This window comes from Croceibacterium mercuriale, assembly GCF_000802385.1.
In the GTDB taxonomy this organism is placed as follows: domain Bacteria; phylum Pseudomonadota; class Alphaproteobacteria; order Sphingomonadales; family Sphingomonadaceae; genus Croceibacterium; species Croceibacterium mercuriale.
Window position 1 is genome coordinate 2,050,827 of sequence record NZ_JTDN01000001.1, and the last position, 23,170, is coordinate 2,073,996.

Genomic DNA, 23,170 nt, shown 5'->3' on the forward strand with positions numbered 1-23,170 from the left:
AGGTGCTGAACCATGGCCGACACGCCAGCCGTCACCCGATCGTTGATGAGCGCACCCCTGCCGCAGATCATCGAGCAACTCGGCCTGTCCATTGCCCGCGCGCAAAGCGCGATGGACATCAACTCCGTCGCTATCGCCAAGTCGATGGCGGAAACCAAAGTGATGATCGGCGACGAGGAGCACACGCTGCTGTCGCTGGGCTTCGCGCCGTCCTTCTATGCCTTCACCGAGGCGACGGTGGAGGCGAAGCTGTCCTTCTCCATGTCGGAAACCACCGAGACCAGCGTGGATGTCAGTGTCAGCGGCGGGGGCGGCGTCGGCTTCGTCATGTTCGCGGCCAGCGTGGATGTCGGTTACGCGCGCAAGTTCTCGGTCGGGAGCGAGGGGCAGAGCTCGATCGCGGCCCGCATCGTCTCCCTGCCGCCGCCCGACCAGCTTACCGCCGTGCTGCGGCGGCATAACGAGAAGAATTGACGCCGGAGTTCACAGGAAAGGAGGGCTGAGACATGCCATCGATCGGACAGGAACTGCTGAACGTACCCATGGGGGACATGATCCGTCAGATGGCCTTTGCCATCGCGGAGGCCCAGCTGAAGCTGGACGAAAGCTCCATCGAGGTTGCGGAGATGATGGGCGGCCTGCGGGCGATCCGCAACGAAGAGGGTGACTACACCTTCGACGACAGCCGGGTGTTCTTCGGCCACACCTACATGACCTCCACCGAAGCGGCCGCCTATATCGCGGCCGACAACGCGCTGTCGGGCGGCGACGAGGAAGGCGCCAGCGCCGCCATCGCGAAATCGGTCGAGGCGCAGAAGGGCAAGGAGGTGAATGGCCAGGTCCGCGTGCCCACGCGCGTGTCCATGCTGGAACTTGGCTTCACGCCAACCTTCTACCAGTTCGTGGATACGATCATCGAGGTGAAGATCGCCATCAAGATCACCCGTTCGAGCGAATATACCCGCGCCCGCCGCGACACCCGCACGGCCGAGAACAAGGCCAACAGCAACTCCATCCGCCTTGGCCGGCCCACGGGATCGCTGTTCGGGGTCACGCGCGGCAACACGCAGGCGACGCAGGTGTCGACCAGTCAGGTGGATGCCAGCTATTCCAGCAAGTACAGCTACACCGCGGAAGGGTCGAGCCTGCTGCGCACCAAGCTGAGCCCGGTGCCTCCGCCGCCCATCCTGGAAGAACGCATCCGTGCGATCGTGGACATGGAGGCAGAGCGACGCGCGGCAACCCTGCCGAAGCCTGCTCCCTCCCCGAGCCCTGGTGGCTGAGAAAGGACCTGACCGATGAGCGTAGGACAGGAACTCCTCGCCGTTCCATTTCCCGAGATGGTGCGCAATCTGGGCGTCGGCATTGCCGAGGCGCAGTTCCAGCTGGACCTCGTCTCGCTGAAGATCGCGCGGATGATGGCCGGGTACGACGTGCCGGAGAATGATGACGACATCTCGCCTGCGGACAACAATGAACGCAAGTACCTGGTCGAATTCAACGACGGGTCGAAATACAGCCTGCTGGAACTGGGTTTCACGCCCACCTTCTACCAGTTCGTGGACACGGTGATCGAACTGAAGATGTCGATCTCCATGACGCAGACGGTCGAGGTAAAGCGTTCGTCGACCAAGGTGTCGGCCAAGGGCAGCCTGGGCTTCTTCTCGGCCAAGGCGTCCGTCAGCGCGGTCAGTGCCAGCTTCGCATCCAAGTACCAGTATTCGGCCGAGGGCAGTTCGCTGATGCGCACCAAGCTGGTGCCCGTGCCCCCGCCCGCGATCCTGGAGGAACGCATCCGCCGTATGATCGCGCCGCCGGAAGAGGATTGATCGTGCACCGTCGCAACCAACGTGAGGCCACGCATGCCGGGGCGTGACTGGCGCAGCGCCATCGGCGTGCCGCGAACTGCGCCAGCGGTGCCGGCCCCCGCCGCACCGCGCCTGCCGGAACTGCCCGACCCGGTGCGACGCCTGCTGGAGGAACGGCGCCTGCTGGAAGCGCGCATGCGCGAGGTGACCGGCGGCGGCGATCCGCGGTTGGCGTCCATCTACGAAGTACGCCCGTTGGCCGAACGAAGGGCGGAACTGGAGACATGGGCCCGCAGCCGTCAGCAGGAGGCCGGACGTGCCGTCGGGTCCGCGCAGGAGAAGCGGGCAGAGGAGAAGGCGCTGGCGAGCGCCCGGCTGGATGGTCCCCGCCCCGCCCCGCGCCCGCCGGTCACCGCCCCTCTGCCGTTGCGGCCGACCGTCGGTGAGACCCTGCGGCGGCGTACCCGGCCGACGCGCCGCTCGCCCGGCGAAAGCGATACGTTCATGGCCGCGCGGGAAAAGGCCGGCGAGAGCGTGTCGTCGCTCGCCCGGCAGTCCCGCGACCTCGATGCCCGGCGCGACCGCCTGCGTCGCGAAAGCAAGGGGGATGCCGCCGATGCGATCGACCGGGCGCTGGCCGATACCGGGGTCGACAGGCTGCTGAAGGGTGCGGACAAGCTGGACCGGACCTACGAACGTGCTGCCACCACATCGAAGGCGCCCGAACGTGCGGTCCGCGTGGTGGAGGATGACTGGCAACGCCGCCGCGATCGCATCGGCGGCGCCGACCTGGACCGGCACCAGCGTGGCTATACCGAACGGACCGCGCGGCTGCTGAACGTGGATACCGGCACCATCGACCAGTTGCAGGACCGCATGCAGCGCCAGCGCGACCGCAGCCTGGGCAGGCGCCGCGCGGTGCAGGACGAACAGCGCCGCGACGATGACCGGCGCGACCGGGCCCTGGCACGCCGGCAGGCGCGGCGGGAGGAGGACCGATGAGCACCGACCGCTTCGTGCAGGACTCCATCGAGGATACGCTGCTGGCGCTCGCCACCGGCCTCCGCGAGGCGCAGGAGGCGCTGAACGAAAGCCCGCCGCTGGACGCCTATGGTCGTCCGCTGCCATCGTACCAGATCCCGTGGCTGGATTTCGAGATCAACACCCGGATCGAGACGGTGCGCCAGTCCGACGGGCGGACAATCTTCCGCGTGGCGCTGAGCAAGCCGGCGGGCGGCAGTTCGTCCAGCTCCACGCAGTCGCTGGACAGCAAGCTGTCGGGCCGGTTCGTGGCGGTGCCGCCGGGTGACGGGATGCCGGTCGCGCGGCTGCTGGTCACGGCGCAACAGGCGGAAGGGGATGGCAGGACGTTGCGGATCGGCATCCAGCTGGGCAACAGCGCGGGCGAACTGCTGGCCGACCGGCGCGTGGAAGTGAACATCGATCCCGGGGCATCGCAGGCGCTGTCCGCCGTCAACAATGTCGCGTTCGACCGGCCACAGGGCGGCACGCTGCTGGCGGAAGCGGTGCTGGTGACCGGGGCGGACGGCACTGCCGGCACACTGCTGTCGATCGACCCGAAAGAGCCGGCAGGCGCGATCATCGTGGTGACCGCGCAGGCTGGCGCGGCGAAGGCCAGCACCTCCATCCCGGCGGCGAAGCCATGAAGAGCGTGCTGGGCATCGCCCGCATCAGCAACGCCGACGGGGCGCCCGCCGCCGGGCTGCAGCTGCGGATGCAGAGCTTCTCGCTCAAGACCGGCAAATGGATCAACGTCGCCAGCGGCGCAACGGGCGATGATGGCAACATCAGCCTGTCCGGCCCGCTGGAAGAGGATGATGATGACGGCGCCCCGCAATTGCGGCTGGTGCGCGCGCCCGCCAATGCGGTCCTGTCGGAAGGCGGGCGGCTGTCCTACAATCGCGATACAGGGGAGTTGGCGATCGAGTTCGGTGACCTGGTCGACCTGGGTGATCCGGTCAGCCCGGCGGCAGTCGATGTGCGTTTTGCGCGCATCAACCACACCATCGCCGCCCAGCCCGCCTCCATCCGCACGAACGCCGCAACCGGGATGCGGGTGGCCGCGCGCGGTATTGGCGCTGACCTGCAGCGGGCGGAGCTGAACGCCGCCACGTTGCGGCCTCAGCTGGACCTGCTGAACGTGCAGCTCGCCACCCGGGACAAGGAGATCACCGAGCTCCGCAGCAACCTGCAGTCGCGAGACAATGTGGCCCTGCAATTGCAGCAGAAGGTGCAGCAGATCCCGCAGCTGGAGGCGCAGATCGCCGGCTTGCGGGTGGTGGAACGGGATCTGGCGACCGAACGGGGGCGGGCCGTCGATCTGGGCCGCCAGCTGGAACAGGTGCGCAAGGAGAACGAGCAGCTCAAGGCGCCGCAGGCGCAGACCGTCAGCACGCAGGCCGTGGCGGAAAATTTGGGCCGGCAGATCCGCCAGGCGCAGGTCGCCATCGGGGCGGAAGCCGGCGGGCTGGCGCTCGCGAATGTGCGAGTGAAGATCAAGGGCGTGGCCGCCAATGGCGCGCAGACCGTGCAGTTCCTGGGCAAGGACGATCTGGAAAAGACCGACATGCACGGCGGTCTGGCGGAATTCGACTTCGAATTCGGGCAGCAGGGCACGCCCGCCCCGGTGGACGACGTGGTGGTGCCTGCGCTGCGCGGCCTGACCGAAAGCGCCGTGCGGCAGGTGCTGGTCGCACTGGGGTTGCGGCTGTCGCCGGTCAGCGGGCCGGCGGATGGCGGCGTGGCGCCCGGACAGGCGGTGATGCAGGCACCCGCCGCCGGCACCCGCGCGGCGCGCGGCGCCACCATTACCGTCGTGTTTGCCGGTTGAAGGAAGGACATAGGCCATGCCGAACGAACTGTCGGACTTCCTGGGGGAAACGGTCGCCACGCCCCTTGGCGACGTGATCGCCGCTGTCGGCCAGGGTGTCGCCGCCGCGCAGGAGGCGCTGGACCGCGGATCGCTCGAACAGACGCTGGAGCTGTACCGCGACGGGGGTGACGAGATGATCGCCTTGCTGCGGGAGATCGGATATCGGCCGACCTTCTACGCCCTGCCCGAGACCATCGGCGAGGTGACAGTCGCCATGCGCATCTCCGGCGCCGGCATGCAAGGGCAGGCCGCGGCGGCGGCGGTCCCGCCCGTCCTCAACCCGTCACTGCTGGCCAGTGCCCGCATCGCCAACATCTCGCGTGTGGCCGTGCGCAAGCTGCCGACGACCTATGTCACGCCGGTCGATGCCAGTTTCCAGAACCGCTACAATTACAGCGCTACGGCCAGTTCCAAGATCACCTTCAAGATCGTACCTGTCCCCGCCCCCGGCCGGGTGGACGAACTGCGCGTGATCCCCAGCCTGATGAACACGACGCTGGGCGTGGCCCGCTCGCTCGCACTGTCGCTCGACATCGCGATCCAGGTCGTGGATGCAGAAGGGACGGAAGTGGCCCAGCCGGACGAGACGCGGCCGATCGCGGAACAGGAGCCGGAGGCCGGCACCATCATGACTGGCGATGCGACGGTGAACGTCACGCTGAAGCCGGACGGCTGACCCGGCGCCGCCAGTGCAGCCTCCGTGCGGAAATTGCCGCGAAGCCGAGCATCAGAACTGGATTGTGCCGCCTGGCCGCCAGCCGGTTGCCAGGTGTCGTCCGGGACATCAGCGATGGCGCGCCTGCCAGTTGGCGTGATCAGATCAAAGCCGGTCCCAGTTTACTCGTCGGCTGTATGACCCCGGTGCGGACGTTCGGCGACGGGCTCCCAGGAAGCGGACGCTTATTCATCTTGAGCCTACAGCGATTTAACACGGTGAGCAGTCGCGCGCCTGCATCCAGAGCAGGCCCTGTGCCGGTCGAGCGAGTCCGGCACGACCGACAGCAGGCCGGATCCCGGATACACAGTGACCTCGCCAAATAGCGGCTGTCCCACGACCTCGTAGCAATCGATGCGCGACCTGCTCGTGATATGCGACAGTCCTGCCGCAAGCCGCCTTGATTCCACAGGCCGCAGCGTGCGATGTGATCGTTTCCGCCTGCCTGCCAAACAGTAGGGCTAGCTGAAGGTGCGTGACGTGGAGCCGGCTCGGTCATTTGCATGCAACCTCGCGTTCGATCTATGGTGAAGCAGTGAAGCAGCTAGCTGACATTGGCGTCGGACTGATCGGCTACGGGCTCGGCGGCCGAGCCTTTCATGCGCCGTATATCCGCGTGACCCCGGGAATGTCGTTGCGAGCAGTGGTCTCCCGCGACTCGGCCAAGGTGCACGCCGATCTGCCTGGCGCCCTCGTGGTTTCCGGCATCGACGCGCTGCTGGCGGAGCCGGGCATCGATCTGGTGGTAATCAGCAGCCCTGACGCGCTGCATGCCGACCATGCCTTGGCAGCCCTGCGCGCGGGTAAGCACGTCCTGGTCGACAAGCCGTTCGCGACCACGCTCGCCGATGCCCACGAGGTCGCGCGCGAAGCTGAAGCGCGAGGACGGCTCCTCACTATTTTCCATAACCGGCGCTGGGATGCCGACTTCCTCACCCTGAAGCGACTCCTGCGTGAGGGCATGCTGGGCGACATCGTCCAGTTCGAAAGCCACTTCGATCGCTGGCGGCCCGAGCCGGCCGCAACCTGGAAGGAAGCCCGCGAAGGAGGATCATGGCAGGACCTCGGACCCCACCTGATTGACCAGGCGCTACAATTGTTCGGGGTGCCCAGCGGGATCAGCGCTGACATCGCAACCCTGCGTGACGGAGCTCCTGCTCCGGACTATTTTCACGCTGTGCTGCGCTATCCCGGCCTTCGTGTCCTGCTTCATTCTAGCAAGCTCGCGGCCGAACACGGCCTACGGTTTGCGGTTCACGGTACGCGCGGTAGCTGGATCAAACACGGTACCGACTTACAGGAGGCGGCGGCGGTGGCGGGCAAGTTGCCGCAGGGCGACTGGGGGCACGATCCGGTGCCCGGCATTTTCACAGATGCAAATGGTGTCGCAAGTGAGATCGCCAACGAACCCGGCGACTATCGCTTGTTCTGGAGTGCTCTTGTAGCGGCACTGCGCGGCGAAGGTCCGAACCCTGTCCCGCCATCCGAGGCCATCGCGGTAATGAATGTACTCGACGCGGGACTGCAAGACGCCAGACGAGGGGAGGACTGAATGACGCTTGGTCCCGAACCAAGATCGTGTTGGCCGGATGACAGGCCAGCATGAAGCTCTGATCCAGCAGGTGAGAACCCCACCCAAGGCAGCCATGCAGAGTTCCCTTCCCACCTCCCGACTCCGGCCGTTCATTCATCACGATCTTACGGCCGCTTTCCGGCGCTCTGATCTAGCTGATGGCCGGCAAGACAGGGAGGAGAGGGAACTGTTGCGGTTTGGAGAGGCAGATTGCGATAGCGCACGAGTGGCGAAACCAACGAAATGGTTCTCATCGCTGGAGCCACGAGGCATGATCAGGCGAAGCTTGGATGTGGGGACGTAATGCTGGGACCAACAACCGACCGTCTCTGCCAAAAGGTCCTGTTACGCGGTACGTTTAGCCAGAAACTACGGATATATCTTTTCTTCCACTGGACGGCCGTGATCGCCGCGACCGTTGTTGGCATTGCCCTTTTGCCACTCTGGTTGCTCATCGGTCCACCTTGGATCAAGCGCTATCATGCAACGCTGCGATGCGAAGTGAACGACCGGAATGTTGTGATAGGCAAGGGACTATTGTTTCGCCGCGAACTGACTATTCCGATCGACAAGATCCAGGACATATCGATCCGCGAAGGCCCGCTGTTGTCTGCGTTTGGCTTGCTACGGCTACGCATCGAAACCGCGGGCCAGTCGGGATCATCAGGCAGCAAATCAGATGCAGATCTGGTCGGGTTGCTTGACGCTCGAGCGTTGCGCGATCAGATTCTTGAGCAGCGGGACGCTCTGGCTTCGCGAATTCACCTGTCCGTAGACGACGATCGACAAGTGCTGATCAACATCCGCGACACACTGCTCCGGATCGAGGCGCGTCTGTCAGAGAACGAGAAAAATACTGGCTCAGCCGACTCCAATCAGGCTCCATCGTGACCCAACGCGGACGTTTAGCCTGCTTTGCTCGCGTCTCAGAGACGGACATTCGTTCATCTTCGTAGCTTAGGCTTACGGCTGTGTGGGCTGGTAGCGAGGGTCAGGCGCTTCCTACCGCGGCCATGACCGAGCGGCATCGACCTTAACGAGGCGACCCCGCCCTAGACACGTGACGCTCAATGAGGCTCCTACCTCAAGCGCGACCGCGTCGCCGATCAGAATCAGCGTGGGCAGGTCGGCGGCAAGGGCCTTCACCGCCAGCGGCAGCAGGTCGAGCCGGGTGCGCAGCAGTTTCTCGTCCGGCAGGCTGACATTGCAGGCGATCAGCGCGGGCGTGCTGCCGGCCAGACCCGCCGCGATCAGGTTGCGGCTGACCTCGCCCGCTGCCTCCCGCCCCATATAGATCGCCAGCGTGGCGTCGGCCTGTGCCAGCGCCGCCCAGTCGAGGTCCAGTGCGGCACCGCGGCGCGTGTGCGCGGTGACGAACTGCACCCGCCGGGCAATGCCGCGCAGCGACAGCGACAGGCCGGCGGACGCCGCCGTGGCGCTGGCGGCGGTGATGCCGGGGCAGATCCGCACGGGAATGCCGGCATGCCTCAAAGCGGTCAGCTCCTCCATCGAGCGGCCGAAGATCGATGGATCGCCGCCCTTCAGCCGCACCACCCGCGCGCCGCTCGATGCCGCCTCCACCAGCAGCGCGTCGATCGTGCCCTGGTCCTTGCTGTGCCGGCCCGATCGCTTGCCCACCGGCATCAGCCGCGCCTGCGGTGCAAGGTCCAGGATGGCGGGGCCGACCAGCGCGTCGTGGAACACCACCTCCGCCGCTGCCAGCAGCCGTTCGGCCTTGCGCGTCAGCAGTTCGGGATCGCCCGGCCCCGCGCCCACCAGCCAGACCGAACCTGCGGGAAAGTCGTCAGCCATGCGCCGTCTCCAATGTCTGTCCGGCCAGGATGCGGGCCAGTGCCGGGCGGCACGATCCGCAATTGGTGCCTGCGCCCAGTGCCGCGCCGATCGCGGGCACATCCACCAGCTGCTGGCTGCGGATCGCGGCAACGATGGTGTGGAGGCCCACATCCAGGCAGGCGCAGACCACCGGGCCGCGGCTTTCCTGCCGCCCCGGCGCGCGCCCGGCCAGCACCAGCGGGCCATGCTCTGCCCCCAGCTGCGCCACCAGCCAGTCTCGCGGGGGCAGCTCGCCCGTGGCGGTGACGAACAGCGCCGCGGCAAGGCGGCCGTCCTGCAGCACGGCGATGCGCCGTGTGCCGCGAGCGGGATCACTCGCCTCCATGCGGTGCCCTGCTGGCAGGCTTGCTTCCGGCAGGTCGCCATCGCCGGCCAATTCGAACAATACGCCGCCGGGTACCGCCACCCGCACGGCCCACGGGATCGCCGGCAATGGCGCATCGCCGCGCCGGATCAGGAAGCCGCGCCAGCCCAGCGCGACCGGTTCCAGCCGGGCGGGCGTCTGCTTGAAGCCGGGCTGGCCGGAATGGGGATCGGTGCCGTCGCGCGGCAGCAGGCCGGTGCGCCCGCCGGTGGCGGTGTGGTCGGTCCAGTGGATCGGCGCGAACAGCTCGCCCCGGCGCTGGCCATCTGCCAGCGCAACGCGGAACAGGCTGGCGCCTTGCGGCGTCGCCAGTCGGGCAAGGCCGCCATCCGCCACGCCCAGGGCGGCGGCATCGTCGGGATGCACCTCCACCAGCGGCTCCTCCCGATGACGCGCCAGTTTCGGGCTAAGGCCGGTGCGCGTCATCGTATGCCACTGGTCGCGGTAGCGGCCGGTGTTCAGCACCATCGGCCAGCGCGGCAACGGCGCATCCGCTTCTCGCTGCACCACCGGCACCAGCCGCGCACGCCCATCGGGCGTGGGGTAGCGGCCTGCCGCGAACGGCTCGCCGCCCCAGCGGACCGGCGCAAGTGCGTCATAAGCGCGGTTGGTCAGCGCGGCATGCGCGCCAAGGTCCAGCACCCGCGCGCCAGCATTGCGGTAGGCGGTCAGCCGCGCATGTTCACGCCAGATTTCCGCCGGATGATTGTAGGCGAAGGCATCGCCCCAGCCCATACGCCGGGCAACCTCGCTGACGATCCACCAGTCCGGCCGCGCCGCGCCCGGCAACGGCAGCACGGCGCGCTGCCGGCTGATGCGGCGTTCGGAATTGGTGACCGTGCCGTCCTTCTCCCCCCAGGCGGCGGCGGGCAGGCGGACATGGGCGTGAAGCGAAGTGTCGGTTTCCGCCATCACGTCGGACACGACCACGAACGGGCAGTCGGCCAACGCCTCCCGCACGCGGGCCGCATCGGGCATGGAGACGGCCGGATTGGTCGCCATGATCCACAGCGCCTTGATCCGCCCTTCCCCCGCGGCGCGGAACAGGTCCACTGCCTTCAGGCCCGGCTTGCTGGCGATGTTCGGCGCGGCCCAGAAGCGGGCTACGTCGGCACAATCGTCCGGCGTAAACCCGCGATGTGCCGCCAGCGTGGTGGCGAGACCGCCCACTTCGCGCCCGCCCATCGCATTGGGCTGCCCGGTGATGGAGAAGGGCGAGGCGCCGGGCCGGCCGATGCGCCCGGTGGCGAGGTGCAGGTTCAGGATCGCATTGCCGCCATCGGTGCCGCGCAGCGACTGGTTCACGCCCTGGCTGAACATCGTGACCGTGCGCGAGTGCGCGGCGAACAGGTCGAAGAAGCGCTGCACATCGGCCGGCGGCAGATCGCAACCCTTTGCCACGCTCCACAGATCGTGCCCCTTCGCCAGTGCCTCCCAGAAGCCGTCCGGCACACTCAGCACACTGTCATCCACCAGCCCTTCACGGGCGCAATGCGCCAGCAGGCCGTTCATCAGCAGCACGTCGCTGCCGGGCTTCAACGGCAGGTGCAGGTCCGCACCCTCCGCCGTCTCGGTGCGGCGCGGGTCGATCACCACCAGCTTCGTGCCGCGCTCCTCGCGCGCGGCCATCATCCGCTGGTATAGCACCGGATGGCACCAGGCGGTGTTCGACCCCACCAGCACCAGCAGGTCCGCCGCCTCCAGATCGGCATAACTGGCCGGCACCACATCCTCGCCAAAGGCGCGGGTCTGCGCGGCGACCGCGCTGGACATGCACAGCCGCGAATTGGTGTCGATATTGGCGGAGCCGATGAAGCCCTTCATCAGCTTGTTGGCGACATAATAATCCTCCGTCAGCAACTGGCCGGAGACATAGAAGGCCACGCTGTCGGGCCCATGCTGCCGGATCGTGTCGGCGAAGCGCTTCGACACCAGCCCAAGCGCCTTGTCCCAGCTTGCCCGCTTGCCCGCCCCGGCGCGGCCGATCAGCGGGTGCAGCAGCCGCCCCTCCAGCCCGACGGTCTCGCCCAGATGCGTGCCCTTGGAACACAGCCGGCCGCTGTTGGCCGGGTGCTGCGGATCGCCGGCGATCTCCAGCGCGCGATCCCCGATGCGGCGCGCCAGCACGCCGCAGCCGACCCCGCAATAGGCGCAGGTGGTGCGGACGGGCGCATCCATTTCAGGCCGCGACCCGGATCGGCGCGGCCAGCAGAATGCGTCCCGCCTCCACCTGTACCGCCACGGTGGGCGTACAGCCCTTGTCCGCCCCCAGCGCCTCGCCCGTTTCCAGGCTGATGCGCCAGTTGTGCAGCGGGCAGGCGACCGCGTGGCCGTGGATGATGCCCTCGCTCAGCGGACCGTGCTTGTGCGGGCAGCGATTGACCAGCGCAAAGATGCGGTCGTCGCCGGTGCGGAACACGGCGATGTTCTGGCCATCCAGGGTGACGGAGCGGCTGCCGCGCAGCGGGATGGCATCGACCGGGCCGATATCGATCATGGGGGTCATCGGGATCACTCCGCGGGTTCGAGCTGCTGGTGAAGGTCGGCATCGCTGCCCGCGACACGCTGTTGCCAGGGATCGTCCTGCGAGAAGCTTTGCGAATGGTGGAACCGTTCGGCCAATGCGACGCGCTCCGCCGGGTCTGTCAGCAGGCAATCCTGGATATATCCCAACCCCACCCGCTCGATCCACGGGGCGGTCCGCTCCAGATAGCGGGCCTTCTCGCGGTAGAGCTGGATGAAGGCGGCGCAGTGTTCCAGTACCTCGGCCTCGGTCGTCACCTTGCACAGCAGGTCCGTGACGCGGACCTTGATGCCGCCATTGCCGCCGACATGCAGTTCATATCCGCTGTCCACACAGATGATGCCGAAATCCTTGATGGTTGCCTCGGCGCAATTGCGCGGGCAGCCGCTGACCGCGATCTTGAACTTGTGCGGCATCCAGCTGCCCCAGCTCAGCCGCTCGATGGTGACGCCCAGACCGGTGGAATCCTGCGTGCCGAAGCGGCACCATTCGCTGCCCACGCAGGTCTTCACCGTGCGCAGCGCCTTGCCATAGGCGTGGCCGCTGACCATGCCGGCGGCGTTGAGGTCGGCCCAGACGGCGGTGAGGTCCTCCTTCTTGATGCCGAAGATGTCGAGCCGCTGGCCACCCGTCACCTTCACCATCGGCGCCTCGTACTTTTCCACCACATCGGCGATGGCGCGCAGCTCGCGCGGGTTGGTGAGCCCGCCCCACATGCGCGGCACGACCGAGTAGGTGCCGTCCTTCTGGATGTTGGCGTGAAGGCGTTCGTTGACGAAGCGGCTTTGCTGGTCGTCCCGGTACTCGCCCGGCGCCGCGCACAGCAGGTAGTAGTTCAGCGCCGGGCGGCAGCTGGAACAGCCATCGGGGGTGGACCAGTGCAGCAGCTGCATCACCTCCGGTATGGAGCGCATGCCCTGCGCCACGATCTCGCGCCGCACATCGTCATGGCCGAAGCTGGTGCAGCCGCACATGGTCTTCGGCCCGCTCTCCACCGCGTCCGCGCCCAGGGTCAACGCCAGCAGCGTTTCCACCAGGCCGGTGCACGAACCGCAGCTGGCCGATGCCTTGCAGGTCTGGCGGACGGCATCCAGGCTGGCGGCGCCCGCCTCGATGCAATCCACCACCTGGCCTTTCGTGACGCCGTTGCAGCCGCAGATCTCCGCATCTGCCGGCAGGGCCGCAACGGCTGCGCTAGGGTCCGCGGGGCCGCCTCCGGCGGCGAAGGCCTGGCCGTAGATCAGCACATCGCGCAGGTCCGCGATATCGGTGCCCTTCTTCAGCAGGTCGAAATACCAGCTGCCATCGGCGGTATCGCCATACAGCACCGCGCCAATCACCCGGTCGGCCCGCAGCACCACCCGCTTGTAGATCCCGCGCGCCGCATCGCGCAGCACGATGTCCTCGCACCCTTCCCCGCCGGAAAAGTCCCCGGCGGAGAACACGTCGATGCCTGATACCTTCAGCTTGGTGGAGGTGACGGAACCGCGGTAGGGGTTGGTCGTGCCGATCAGGCCATCGGCCAGGCTGCGACACATGTCCCACAGCGGCGCGACCAGGCCATAGACCTGTCCGTCGTGCTCCACGCATTCGCCCACCGCCAGCACATTGGCATCGCTGGTGACCATGTGGTCGTCCACCTGGATGCCGCGCCCGACTGCCAGCCCGCACTCACGCGCCAGCTTCACCGCCGGGCGGATGCCGACCGCCATCACCACCAGGCTGGCCGGGATCTCGCGCCCGTCCTTCAGCCGCACGCCTTCCACGCGGCCCTCGCCATAGATCGCGGCGGTGTCGGCCCCGGTCAGGACGACCTGCCCGCGCGCCTCCAGCGCCGATTTCAGCAGCCAGCCGGCCGCCTCATCCAGCTGGCGCTCCATCAGGGTCGGCATCAGGTGCAGCACTGTCACCTGCATTCCGCGCAGCGCCAGCCCGTGCGCCGCCTCCAGCCCCAGCAACCCGCCACCGATCACCACAGCGGACCCGCCCGCGGCGCTGGCCGCCAGCATCGTGTCGACATCGTTCATGTCACGGAAGCTGATGACACCGGGCAGATCATGCCCCGGCACCGGGATGATGAACGGGTCGGACCCGGTGGCGATCAGCAGGCGGTCATAGCCAACCGTGCGGCCGGACCGGCTGATGACGGTCCGCGCGTCCCGGTCGATGGCGATCACGGGATCGCTGGTGACCAGGTCGATGGCGTTGTCGTCGTACCAGTCGCGCGGGTTGATGACGATCTCGTCAAAACTCTTCTCGCCAGCCAGCACCGGCGACAGCATGATCCGGTTGTAGTTCACATGCGGCTCGGCCCCAAAGATCGTGACGCGCCAGTTGCCGCCGTCGCGCGCCAGCAGCTCCTCCACCGCGCGGCAACCGGCCATGCCATTGCCGATCACGACCAGGTGGCGGCGGTCAGGCCTGGTGGCGAGTGCGAGGTCGCCATCACCATCCACCAGGAGGGCCGGTTCGAGGCCGGTCTGCAAGTCCATCGGCTGTGCTCCAAGAACGAAAAAAGGCCGCCATCCGGGCCCCGGTTCAACCCGGAGCCTGGATGGCGGCCTTGCCATCAACGGTGCCTTGGCGATCCTGCAGCGGATCGTCGCGGCGCTGATATCGAGAGCGTCCTTGCTCTCTTCCATGTGGTTTTAGAACGATCCAAATCGATACTCAAGCATAAGCAGAAATTTTGTTTGCCGACGCGACATGCTGCCGGTTCACAGCACCCAGTCATATTGCAGCCAGAACCGGTCCGCATCGCTGCCGAAAGCCTGCGCGTCATAATGCGCGTAGCGGGCCGACAGCGCGTTCCGGCCGAAGCTGGCGCTGGCCAGCAGGTTCAGCTCGCGGCCATAGGCCCGGTCCTGCCGGTCGCTGCGATACCAGTGCCATGCCGCCTGCAATGCCAGCACGTCCGCCGCGCCGGCCTTCTTCCACGTGCGGCCGGCCTGCAGGTAGACGTCCTGCACGCCATCGGCCGGCGTGGTCAGGAACCTGTCGGCCCAGCCCTGGAACTTGAAGTTGGTACCTGACGGCGTCTGGAAGCTGGTCAGTGGCGTGCCATCATCCGCCCCCAGCAGCTCGTACCCGCCACCCAGCCGCCAGCCGCCGCCTTCCAGCGCGGCATCCGCCAGCCAGTAGCGGGCGCGGTAATCCTCGGGACTGCCGCGCCAGTCCGCCTGCCGCGCATGGGACAGCTGGTAGGCCAGCGCCCACCCGCCGCCGACCGGCTGCGCGCCCGTCAGCCGCACGCCGTAGCTCTGACTCGACTGCCGCTGCAACGCCGTCTCGTCCTGGTCGAGCAGATAGCCAAAAGCGGTTACTTTCCCGATAGGAGAGGTCCAGGCGAGATTGGCGAGGACCTTGTCCCCACCCACCGCCTGTGGCCGAGCGCCGCGCCCGTCGAAGCCCCAGATGGTCCGCACGCTCCACGCATAGGTCAGGTCCGCCTTCAGGCCCGTTGCGGGAGCGATCTCAGCGCGAGCCGCGTCGAACGTCTGGGCATTGGCGCGGAAGGCGACATTGCCGATGAACCGCTCGTCATCCAGCGCGATGCGTTGCCGCCCGGCAGTCAACACCAGCAGGTCGCTGCGATACTGCACTTGAGCGCGGTAGAGGGCGAAGTTCTCCGGATCGGCCACCAGCGGCCGGGTGGCAGGGCCGTGCAGGCCCTCATTGTAGCGGTCCACCGGCGCCCACAGTGCCTGCCCCTCCACCAGCACGCCGATCGGCCCGCTGGTGACCGTCGCGCCTGCCCGCACCCGCAGTACCAGCGCATCGGCGTCCTGCGGCAGCTCGGCCTGCTCGACATGCTCATACCGCGTCCGGACTTCCAGCAGCGGAGTGATGTCCTGCGCGGCCGCAGGACTGGCGGCAAGCATCGTGCCCGCCGCCAGCAGGCCGATGGCCCGCATCAGATCCGCGCTGCGGTAGACCAGCGCGCGCGCCAGCCCGCCTTCACCGCCAGCAGCCCGCCCAGCGCCAGCACGGCCAGCGCGGCGAACACCAGGAAACCACCCGCGAAGCTGCCGGTGAACTGCCGCGCCACGCCCAGCGACGATGCGAGCCAGAACCCGCCTACGCCGCCGGCCATGCCGACAAGCCCGGTCATCACCCCGATCTCCTGTCCGAAACGCTGCGGCACCAGCTGGAACACCGCACCATTGCCTGTGCCCAGCGCCAGCATCGCCAGCACGAACAGCGCCAGCGCTGATACCAACGTGCTGGCGATGCTGACACCGGCCAGCGCGATCGCGGCGACGGCGAACACCACCAGCAGCGCGCGAATGCCGCCCACCCGGTCCGCCAGCGCACCGCCCATCGGCCGCACAAGCGATCCCGCGAACACGCAGGCCGCCGTGCAATATCCAGCCGCCACCGTGGTCAGCGCGAACCTGTCGGTGAAGTAGATCGTCAGCGAGGAGGCGAGCCCGGAGAAGCCGCCGAAGGTGACCGCGTAAAAGCCCATGAGCCACCACGCGTCACCCGTCTTCAACGGTGTGAAATGGGCGGCGATAGGCTTGGCCGCTGGCTGGCCTGGCGCGTCCTTCGCCATGATCATGTACATGACGAAAACGATCGACAGCGGAATGCACGCGAGGCCCAGGACCGCGTTCCAGCCGAACAGCTTGGCCAGAGTCGGCGCGAACAAGGCGGCGAGCACCGTGCCGGAATTACCCATGCCGGCTAGGCCCATCGCCTTACCCTGGTGTTCGGCCGGGTACCACCGGCTGGCGAGCGGCAGGGCGATGGCGAAGCTGGCTCCGGCAAAGCCCAGGATCACGCCCAGCACCAGCGTGCCGCCGAAGGAGTCCACTCCCAGCGTCCAGGCGCTCAGCAGGCCGCCGATCACGATCAGTTGACCAATCGCGCCCGACCGCTTGGGACCGATCCGGTCCACCAGCAACCCGTTCACCACCCGCAGAGCTGCGCCCATCAGGGTCGGCGTGGCGACCATCAACCCCTTCTGCGCCGGGCTGAGCGACAGGGCCGCGGCAATGTCCGGTGCCAGCGGCCCAAGGATAACCCACACCATGAAGGCGAAGTCGAAATACAGGAAGGCGGCGATCAGCGTGGGCGTGTGCCCGCTGCGCCAGAAGCTGTCGGCGGCCTGCTTGGCGGCGGGCGCAGTTGACGGCGGGCGATCGGTGCCGGCCAGATAAGCGGTTGCCATGATGTTGTTCCCCCAGGCATCCGGCGCGGCACGCCGGATCGTGGACACGAAAAAAGCCGCGGCCGTACAGGCATGTTGATGCCCATACGGTCAGCGGCTTTGCTGCTTTTTGCTGGTGCTGTCCGTGCCCCGCCCCTGGGGAGGTCAGCCTGTTTGTTCGCACATCGTTGCACGAGCCGGGACACAATCACCCAGCCACTGGCCCTTTGCAAGCAATTCTTCGCTAGAACCCGGCCAGATAGGTGTTGATCGCCTCGGGATCGAAGACCCGCCCGTCGAAGAAGCGGTCCGGCCCCAGCAGCAGCGCGCCGCCATGCGCGCCCACCCCGGTGGGGATGGAGACCGCGCCTTCCAGCTTGGCGCTGGCGCCCGGCATTACCGCCCCGCTGCCCGCCAGCGCGCGGCGGTAGACGTCCGGTCGGAACACAGCGCCTGCCGCTGCCTGTCCCTCTGCTCCGGGCACCGCCTGGCCCCAGCGGACCAGCTGCGACCAGATCCACAGCGCCTGGCTGCGCCACGGGAAATTGGCCGCCTCGCGATAAAACAGGATCAGATCCTCGACCGGCAATGGTGCCGCACCCATGCGGGGCGCGAACTGCCCGGCAAGCGATTGCCCGATCAGCGCGGCCGGCATGTCGACATAGTCTGGGCGGGCCAGCAAGGCAGCCAGCTCGGCCCGGTTCTCCGGCATGTCGCACCACGCGGCGGCACGCGACAGCGCCAGCAGCAGCCGATCGGCGACGTCCGCATGATCGGCCAGCCAGTCGGCGCGAAAGGCCAGCACCTTTTCCACCCCGCGCTGCCAGATGCGCGCGCCCAGCGCGACTGCTTCAGCCAGCCCCTCGGCTATGGCGGCGGCGGGCCAGGGATCGCCGGCGGTGAAACCGTCGATCTCCCCGCCGCGCATCGCCTCCAGCATCAGCGACGGTGGCAGCACGCGTAGCGCCACGTCGCGATCGGGGTCGATCCCGGCGCTCGCCAACCAGTAGCGCAACATCAGCGCATGGCTGGAGAAACGATGCACGATGCCGATCTGCGGCTTGCGGCGATACAGGCCGATGGCGGTGGCGAAATCATGCGCGGTGGCCAGCGGATCGTTCAGCCGCGCGGCGATGTCCGGGTCCAGCGCGGCGGCAAAATCGGCGCGCATCACCACGGCATTGCCGTTGACGTTCAGCCTGAACGGCGCGGCCAGCTGCGTCGGCATCCCGCCCAGTCCGAGAGTTACTGCCACGGCGAGCGGCGCCAACATCTGCGCTGCCTGCACCTGGCCGAACACCAGCCGGTCGCGCAGGGTGGCCCAGCTTTCGGTGCGGACCAGTTGCAGGTCGATGCCTAGATCGGCCGCGAAGCCACGTTCGCGCGCGGCGACCAGCACCGCGCTGTCGGTCAGCGGCAGGAAGGCTGCACGGATCGTGTGGCTCACCTGGCGCCTCCCAGCAGGTCATGCGCGGTGATCAGCGCCTCCGCTACCTCCGCCATGCGCTTGTTCTGATTCATCGCGGCGGAGCGTAGCAGGGCATAGGCTTCCGGCTCGGCCAGACCACGCTGCTGCATCAGGATTGCCTTCGCCCGGTCGATCACCTTGCGGTCGGCCAGCTGGGTGCGCGCATCCGTCAGCTCTGCCTGCATCCGCGCAAAGGCGGTGAACCGGCGCACGGCCAGGTCCAGGATCGGCTTGACCCGATCCTTGCGCAGCCCATCCACCACATAGGCGGACACGCCGGCATCGATCGCGGCGGAGATCATCTGTTCGTCTGACTGGTCCACAAACATCGCGATTGGGCGGGCGAGCGCCCGGCTGACCAGCAGCATCTCCTCCAGCGTGTCGCGGCTGGGGCTGCCCAGATCCATCAGCACGACGTCCGGAACCAGCCGTTCGATACGGCTGACGAAGGCGCCGACCGGCGGCACGACATGAATGTCGTCATGGCCGGCTTCGCGCAGGCCGTCCTCCAGGACGGACGCCCGCGCACCCGTATCGTCGATGATGACAATCCGCATGTTCGCACGTGCAACATGCGGCAAGCGGTACGCTTTGGCAACGAGCCTCTAGCAACTTGGCGCTGTCAATCGAGGTGGTGGCCCGTTCGCGACGTTCGTGGCTAGCTGCTCGCTTCCCAATTCCGCTCACTCGTTCATCAGGCCAAGGAACGTGCAACTCCTATCCATCTCCCATTATAGAACCTGATCGATAACGTCCGATGTTCAGAAGGCGTATCGCGCGCCGATCACCACGTTGCGCCCCCGCAGCGGCGACTGGTCCCTGACGAACGAGGTATGCACGAAAGCCAGTTCGTTGAGCAGGTTGGAGCCGCGCAGATAAAGTTCGAAACCCTGTATTCGACCAGTATCGAAGCTGTAGGCCAGGGTGGCGTTGACCATGTCGTAGCCAGAGGTGGCCGTCTCGTAGGATGCCACCTTGTCCTGCTCGAACGTATGATAATACTCCACGCCGCCCGAGATCGATCCGGCCATGAGATCATATCGCGCGCCCAATCGTCCGGGAGAGATGCGCGGCAGGTTGTCGTCCATGCTCTTGAGCTCGGTATCCACGTAGTCTCCGAACAGCGTCAGCCGGTGCGCCGGGGCGAACTGGTAGCTGACCTGCCCGTCAATGCCGCTGAACTCCCCATCCGCAGCGGTGTAGGCGAGCATGTTGGCGCGCACGCCGTTTTCGTCATTGCTCTGGATCAAGCGAGCAAAGATGTAGTCGCTGACATCCTGGTAGAACAGGCCGACCTCGAACTCCAGCGGGCCGCCCACCTTGCGCAAGGTCAGGTTGATCGAGTCCGTTTCCTCCATCAGGTCCGGCATGCTCGGCGCGAAATCGATCGGGAACTCGTCCCACAGGAAGTCCGCCGGCGATTTGGTCAGGCCCAGTTCGTAGCTGTTGGTCGCCAGGTTCACTCCATCGGCGAACAGTTCGCGCACGCTGGGCCCGCGCTCCGTATGGGCTAGCGCCAGCGCCAGGGCGACGCTGGGCTGCACGTTCCAGGTGACCCCGAACGACGCCGAAAACGGATCGTGCTTCAGATCAGGGTTGCCTTCGGACCAGTAGGTTCGCTGGTCAGCCTCCAACGCCGGGCGCCAGTCCGGTCCGTAGGCCCCGATATAGTAGGCCTCGTTCTGGGGCGTGAGATTGGCGAAGAACGGGCCGGGAATGGGCGTCCTGATCGTGCGCCAGTCCTTGCGCGCGGCGATCTCAACATCGACGTTGCCGAGGCTACGCGCCTCGCTGAGGAACACGCCGACATTCTCTGTCTTCCGCTGGAGCGTTCCGGAAAAGCCCACACGATCTGTGGGCGGCCGGTGAATGGCGTTGAGGTCCAGCCCGCTGAACGTGGCGTCGGTATACTGGACGCCCAGCGTGCCGGTAAAGCCGAACAGGGGCTGATGGGTCAGCTCCATTCGCCCATCCCACACCTCGTTGGTGAAACGGGCGAACAGGGTCGACCCGTCGATCTCGTCATGGTTGTAATCGGTGTAGGAGCCGCGCAGGCGCAGATGCGCCAGGCCTGGCAGCAGGTCGTCATAGTCGCCGCGGACATCAACCCGCTCGCTGCGCAGGCGGATGAAGGCGGTCAGCTCGTCCGGCGTGGTGACGTTGTAGCCAATGCTGCCATGCGGACGGCAGTGAAATTCAAGCCGGTCGAAGTAATAGTCGCCGTGGCAGGCGCTGTTGGCATGGCTATGTCCCGGCAGGCCATATTCATTGTCGACCCGGGAATAGGCGGCGCCGAAATACCCCTTAAAGGTAATCCACGACGCGCCGAACGCATAGCTGCCGCTCTCGGCGAAGGAGTCCCGCAACCGGTCTGTGCCGAAGGAGTCGGGCACATCGTAATTGTCGGCCCGGCGCAGCGCGCCTTCCGCATGGATCGCGACGTTACTGCCCAGGCCAACGGTGAAGCGACCCACGCCCGACTTCTCGTGATCGCCGGTGCCGTAGCGGATTTCGGCCGCGCCGCTCATCCCGCCCTCAGGCATGACCTTGGGCACCTTGCTGTCGATCAGGTTGATCGCGCCGTTGGTTGCATTGCCGCCATAGCGGATCGCCGCCGGCCCACGCTGGATCTCGATCGCATCCAGCAGCAGCGGATCGGTGGTGATCGCGTGATCGGGCGAGATCGAGGACACGTCGAACAGGTTGGCGCCGTCCGACAGGATCTCGATCCGCGGCAGGGTCTGGCCACGGATCACCGGTCGCGACGCACCTCCACCGAAACTGTCAAGATGCACACCGGGCAGGCCGGCCAATGTCTCGCCCAGGCCGCCCTGCCGGCGATGGACCAGTTCGTCGCCCGACAGGACCTGCACCGGCAAGGCAGTGCGCTTGGTCTCGAACGCCTGGCTGGTGACGATGATGTTGCCTGATGGCGCGCGAACCGGTTGTGCTTCGCTCGCGGTTTTCGGCGTGCCGTTGCTATCTTGCGCCCAGGCCGGAGCGGCCGCTCCCGCCACAAACGCGGTCGTTGCCAGAAGCGCGGCTGCGCCTCGGCTGATGTGTCGATACTGCAATGACGTGCTCCACCCTTCCGTGAGCGCCATCTATGTTACAGTATAACGTTCATGCAAGCTCTTCTTGTGCTTCGCTGCTGACAACGTTCTGATTGTCACCGGGCGCTTGTCGGCATTGGCTGACCAGGGCCGCTCGACGGGGATCCGGAAGCGCTACGATGAAGCTGCGTGACCCCGTTACGGCCATTTCGCGCAGATGAGCCGCTTTCCAGAACCGGACGCTCGTTCATGCCACCCGGCGACGCAGACGATGGCCGGCCCCCCTAGGCGGCGACGCACGTCTGTTGAATCGGCGGCATGGCAACGCACCAACAGACAGTCGACTGCCTGCTCGAAAAGACGACGTTCGCCGGCGCGGTGTCGATCAAGCCGATGGTCGGCGAACACGGCATCTACGTCGACGGCAAGATGATTGGCTCGATCTGCGACGATCAGTTTTCTACGAAGCCGACGGCATCCGGTCGCCTCCATGCCGAGCCGGTGTCGGAGGCGCCGCGCTATTCAGGGGTCAAGCCGCACCTGCCAATCGAGGCCGATCGTTGGGACAATATCAAGTCCCTAGGTGACATGCTGCGCACCCCAGCGGCGGAACTGCCGATGCCCAAGCCGCGCAAAGGGAAGCAAAGCACGTAAGCGCCTGCTCGGCATGGTTTTCTTACAAGGCGTGTCAGCGCGTCATCGTGGATGATGTCCTCAAGCTGCGAGGCACCAGCTCTCGGCTACGCCAGGGGTCCGGCCAGCGACGCCGAAATCCCGGCCGATACAGGCTGCTCAAGCGCACTGGCCTGTGCGCCAGATCAATTCGGTCAACACTGTATGATCAGGCTCATGGCCCTTCTCGCGTATCGAGCATGCTTTCCAGCACCAGGCGCCGACGAACCGTCTCGTTCAGTAGGCAGTTCGGCCGATCGTACAGATCGCCGGTACCGCCCATCAAATCTTCCTCGCAACCGGCATCGCGTGCTTGGATCCAGGCGCGCTCGTCGGCCCGGAGGCGCGCCTTGCCCGCATCGTCAAACTGGCGCATGAGCGCGCGATAGACATCGTTGAGACGTGTATCCTGCGCCCGCAGTTCGAGATTGACGCAGGCGCCCATCGCGTTCGAGCTGACGGCAGCGTCCAGGCACTCGCTCACCTCGGGGGCCCTCTCCCCTTCGATCTCCTCGATAGGTATGGCCAACGGGTCACGCGGCGACCTCGGTTCCGCAGCTGCCGCCGTGGCCTCCAGCTCGAAGGTGCCGGCATGCAGCGCCACGCCGAACATGCCCGTGCGGGTGGGCAAGGTCTCACGCCTGCCACCTTCCCCCTCCCCAACCATGATGCGAGCATCAGGCGTGGTGCGGCAGATAAACATTCTGGCGCCTTCCAGACACTCGATGGCGCCGGCTGCATGCAGGGCGGTCCAGTCCAGCTCACGATATTCGCGAGAGGTGAAGCGGCGGAGCAGGGGCTGGTCCTCTCTATCTTCACCGGTGCTCAGGCTCCACCGCGCCAGATCGGCGCCCTCCTCCGGCGTGACGCCCCCCGGATCGGCATCGACCGCCCTGCGCAGGATCGCGCGTGCCGAACCGCCCGCTGCGGCTGCCGGGGTACCTGCAGCCCATCGCAGATCATAGGACCCGCTCCATGGATCTCCCGATACCGGCATGGCGCCGAGCGTCTGCGCTCCAGCGACAGCTCCCGCAAACGCCACACTCGCGGCTATCACCCACAGGCCTGCCCGATGAAGCTGCATCATCGCGTAC

The 23,170-nt window shown here is 66.8% G+C and carries 20 protein-coding genes; 10 read left to right on the forward strand and 10 right to left on the reverse strand.

The annotated features are described in order from the left end of the window. The first annotated feature begins 45 nt into the window (after nucleotides 1-45). The 9 genes from PK98_RS09440 to PK98_RS09480 all read left to right on the forward strand — a co-directional run bounded on the left by PK98_RS09440 (nucleotide 46) and on the right by PK98_RS09480 (nucleotide 7,880). On the forward strand, nucleotides 46-474 hold the full coding sequence (locus PK98_RS09440; RefSeq protein WP_200884994.1) for a hypothetical protein: 429 nt from the start codon (nucleotides 46-48) through the stop codon (nucleotides 472-474). Nucleotides 475-506: 32 nt separating this feature from the next. Then, nucleotides 507-1,283 carry a hypothetical protein gene (locus PK98_RS09445; RefSeq protein ID WP_039095985.1) on the forward strand — a complete coding sequence of 259 codons (777 nt, stop codon included), beginning with the start codon at nucleotides 507-509 and terminating at the stop codon, nucleotides 1,281-1,283. A 15-nt stretch (nucleotides 1,284-1,298) separates the two neighbouring features. Beyond that, nucleotides 1,299-1,829: a hypothetical protein gene (locus tag PK98_RS09450; protein ID WP_039095986.1), complete on the forward strand. Its 531-nt coding sequence runs from the start codon at nucleotides 1,299-1,301 to the stop codon at nucleotides 1,827-1,829. A gap of 33 nt (nucleotides 1,830-1,862) precedes the next feature. Beyond that, nucleotides 1,863-2,810 carry a hypothetical protein gene (locus tag PK98_RS09455; RefSeq protein WP_039095987.1) on the forward strand — a complete coding sequence of 316 codons (948 nt, stop codon included), beginning with the start codon at nucleotides 1,863-1,865 and terminating at the stop codon, nucleotides 2,808-2,810. Continuing rightward, nucleotides 2,807-3,475 carry a hypothetical protein gene (locus PK98_RS09460; protein ID WP_039095988.1) on the forward strand — a complete coding sequence of 223 codons (669 nt, stop codon included), beginning with the start codon at nucleotides 2,807-2,809 and terminating at the stop codon, nucleotides 3,473-3,475. Before PK98_RS09455 ends, PK98_RS09460 begins: the two co-directional genes overlap by 4 nt. Further along, nucleotides 3,472-4,659 carry a PASTA domain-containing protein gene (locus tag PK98_RS09465; protein WP_039095989.1) on the forward strand — a complete coding sequence of 396 codons (1,188 nt, stop codon included), beginning with the start codon at nucleotides 3,472-3,474 and terminating at the stop codon, nucleotides 4,657-4,659. The genes PK98_RS09460 and PK98_RS09465 overlap by 4 nt, the downstream gene beginning before the upstream one ends. A gap of 16 nt (nucleotides 4,660-4,675) precedes the next feature. Then, entirely contained in the window at nucleotides 4,676-5,377 is a 702-nt protein-coding gene (locus PK98_RS09470) for a hypothetical protein (RefSeq protein WP_039095990.1), read from the forward strand. Between the two features lie 574 nt (nucleotides 5,378-5,951). Further along, nucleotides 5,952-6,968, forward strand: coding sequence for an oxidoreductase (locus tag PK98_RS09475; protein WP_039095991.1), 1,017 nt, complete (start codon nucleotides 5,952-5,954; stop codon nucleotides 6,966-6,968). Nucleotides 6,969-7,232: 264 nt separating this feature from the next. Beyond that, on the forward strand, nucleotides 7,233-7,880 hold the full coding sequence (locus PK98_RS09480; protein ID WP_052208282.1) for a PH domain-containing protein: 648 nt from the start codon (nucleotides 7,233-7,235) through the stop codon (nucleotides 7,878-7,880). A 111-nt stretch (nucleotides 7,881-7,991) separates the two neighbouring features. On the opposite strand, the gene cobA is transcribed toward PK98_RS09480, so the two are convergent. The 9 genes from cobA to PK98_RS09525 form a co-directional block, all read right to left on the reverse strand. After that, complete coding sequence (gene cobA, locus PK98_RS09485; protein ID WP_039095992.1) at nucleotides 7,992-8,801, reverse strand: uroporphyrinogen-III C-methyltransferase; 810 nt, start codon at nucleotides 8,799-8,801, stop codon at nucleotides 7,992-7,994. After that, entirely contained in the window at nucleotides 8,794-11,385 is a 2,592-nt protein-coding gene (locus PK98_RS09490; RefSeq protein ID WP_039095993.1) for a nitrate reductase, read from the reverse strand. Before PK98_RS09490 ends, cobA begins: the two co-directional genes overlap by 8 nt. A 1-nt stretch (nucleotide 11,386) precedes the next feature. After that, nucleotides 11,387-11,713, reverse strand: coding sequence for a nitrite reductase small subunit NirD (nirD, locus tag PK98_RS09495; RefSeq protein WP_039096607.1), 327 nt, complete (start codon nucleotides 11,711-11,713; stop codon nucleotides 11,387-11,389). Nucleotides 11,714-11,718: 5 nt separating this feature from the next. After that, nucleotides 11,719-14,223: a nitrite reductase large subunit NirB gene (nirB, locus tag PK98_RS09500; protein WP_039095994.1), complete on the reverse strand. Its 2,505-nt coding sequence runs from the start codon at nucleotides 14,221-14,223 to the stop codon at nucleotides 11,719-11,721. 225 nt (nucleotides 14,224-14,448) lie between these two features. After that, nucleotides 14,449-15,645 carry an alginate export family protein gene (locus tag PK98_RS09505; RefSeq protein WP_039095995.1) on the reverse strand — a complete coding sequence of 399 codons (1,197 nt, stop codon included), beginning with the start codon at nucleotides 15,643-15,645 and terminating at the stop codon, nucleotides 14,449-14,451. Next, nucleotides 15,645-16,904 (reverse strand): nitrate/nitrite transporter, encoded by a 1,260-nt coding sequence (locus PK98_RS09510; protein WP_039096608.1) that lies wholly within the window; start codon nucleotides 16,902-16,904, stop codon nucleotides 15,645-15,647. Before PK98_RS09510 ends, PK98_RS09505 begins: the two co-directional genes overlap by 1 nt. 223 nt (nucleotides 16,905-17,127) lie before the next feature. Continuing rightward, nucleotides 17,128-18,330 (reverse strand): CmpA/NrtA family ABC transporter substrate-binding protein, encoded by a 1,203-nt coding sequence (locus tag PK98_RS09515; protein ID WP_039095996.1) that lies wholly within the window; start codon nucleotides 18,328-18,330, stop codon nucleotides 17,128-17,130. Further along, a complete protein-coding gene (locus PK98_RS09520; RefSeq protein WP_039095997.1) occupies nucleotides 18,327-18,908 on the reverse strand; it encodes an ANTAR domain-containing response regulator in 582 nt (193 codons plus the stop codon). Before PK98_RS09520 ends, PK98_RS09515 begins: the two co-directional genes overlap by 4 nt. Nucleotides 18,909-19,112: 204 nt before the next feature. After that, entirely contained in the window at nucleotides 19,113-21,368 is a 2,256-nt protein-coding gene (locus PK98_RS09525) for a TonB-dependent receptor domain-containing protein (RefSeq protein ID WP_235425449.1), read from the reverse strand. A gap of 354 nt (nucleotides 21,369-21,722) precedes the next feature. Between PK98_RS09525 and PK98_RS09530 the strand changes: the two genes are divergently transcribed. Further along, nucleotides 21,723-22,058, forward strand: coding sequence for a TfoX/Sxy family protein (locus PK98_RS09530; protein WP_039095998.1), 336 nt, complete (start codon nucleotides 21,723-21,725; stop codon nucleotides 22,056-22,058). A gap of 193 nt (nucleotides 22,059-22,251) precedes the next feature. Here PK98_RS09530 and PK98_RS15980 read toward each other — a convergent pair whose 3' ends face one another. After that, nucleotides 22,252-23,163, reverse strand: a complete 912-nt coding sequence (locus PK98_RS15980) for a lysozyme inhibitor LprI family protein (protein ID WP_052208284.1) — start codon at nucleotides 23,161-23,163, stop codon at nucleotides 22,252-22,254. Between the last annotated feature and the right edge of the window lie 7 nt (nucleotides 23,164-23,170).

What these genes read in the sequence shown, in the direction of transcription:
- PK98_RS09440 (WP_200884994.1), top strand. Translation starts at nt 46, where the DNA reads ATGAGCGCACCCCTGCCGCAGATCATCGAGCAACTCGGCCTGTCCATT.
- PK98_RS09445 (WP_039095985.1), top strand. Translation starts at nt 507, where the DNA reads ATGCCATCGATCGGACAGGAACTGCTGAACGTACCCATGGGGGACATG.
- PK98_RS09450 (WP_039095986.1), top strand. Translation starts at nt 1,299, where the DNA reads ATGAGCGTAGGACAGGAACTCCTCGCCGTTCCATTTCCCGAGATGGTG.
- PK98_RS09455 (WP_039095987.1), top strand. Translation starts at nt 1,863, where the DNA reads ATGCCGGGGCGTGACTGGCGCAGCGCCATCGGCGTGCCGCGAACTGCG.
- PK98_RS09460 (WP_039095988.1), top strand. Translation starts at nt 2,807, where the DNA reads ATGAGCACCGACCGCTTCGTGCAGGACTCCATCGAGGATACGCTGCTG.
- PK98_RS09465 (WP_039095989.1), top strand. Translation starts at nt 3,472, where the DNA reads ATGAAGAGCGTGCTGGGCATCGCCCGCATCAGCAACGCCGACGGGGCG.
- PK98_RS09470 (WP_039095990.1), top strand. Translation starts at nt 4,676, where the DNA reads ATGCCGAACGAACTGTCGGACTTCCTGGGGGAAACGGTCGCCACGCCC.
- PK98_RS09480 (WP_052208282.1), top strand. Translation starts at nt 7,233, where the DNA reads ATGGTTCTCATCGCTGGAGCCACGAGGCATGATCAGGCGAAGCTTGGA.
- cobA (WP_039095992.1), bottom strand. Translation starts at nt 8,801, where the DNA reads ATGGCTGACGACTTTCCCGCAGGTTCGGTCTGGCTGGTGGGCGCGGGG.
- PK98_RS09490 (WP_039095993.1), bottom strand. Translation starts at nt 11,385, where the DNA reads ATGGATGCGCCCGTCCGCACCACCTGCGCCTATTGCGGGGTCGGCTGC.
- nirD (WP_039096607.1), bottom strand. Translation starts at nt 11,713, where the DNA reads ATGACCCCCATGATCGATATCGGCCCGGTCGATGCCATCCCGCTGCGC.
- nirB (WP_039095994.1), bottom strand. Translation starts at nt 14,223, where the DNA reads ATGGACTTGCAGACCGGCCTCGAACCGGCCCTCCTGGTGGATGGTGAT.
- PK98_RS09505 (WP_039095995.1), bottom strand. Translation starts at nt 15,645, where the DNA reads ATGCGGGCCATCGGCCTGCTGGCGGCGGGCACGATGCTTGCCGCCAGT.
- PK98_RS09510 (WP_039096608.1), bottom strand. Translation starts at nt 16,904, where the DNA reads ATGGCAACCGCTTATCTGGCCGGCACCGATCGCCCGCCGTCAACTGCG.
- PK98_RS09520 (WP_039095997.1), bottom strand. Translation starts at nt 18,908, where the DNA reads ATGCGGATTGTCATCATCGACGATACGGGTGCGCGGGCGTCCGTCCTG.
- PK98_RS09530 (WP_039095998.1), top strand. Translation starts at nt 21,723, where the DNA reads ATGGCAACGCACCAACAGACAGTCGACTGCCTGCTCGAAAAGACGACG.
- PK98_RS15980 (WP_052208284.1), bottom strand. Translation starts at nt 23,163, where the DNA reads ATGATGCAGCTTCATCGGGCAGGCCTGTGGGTGATAGCCGCGAGTGTG.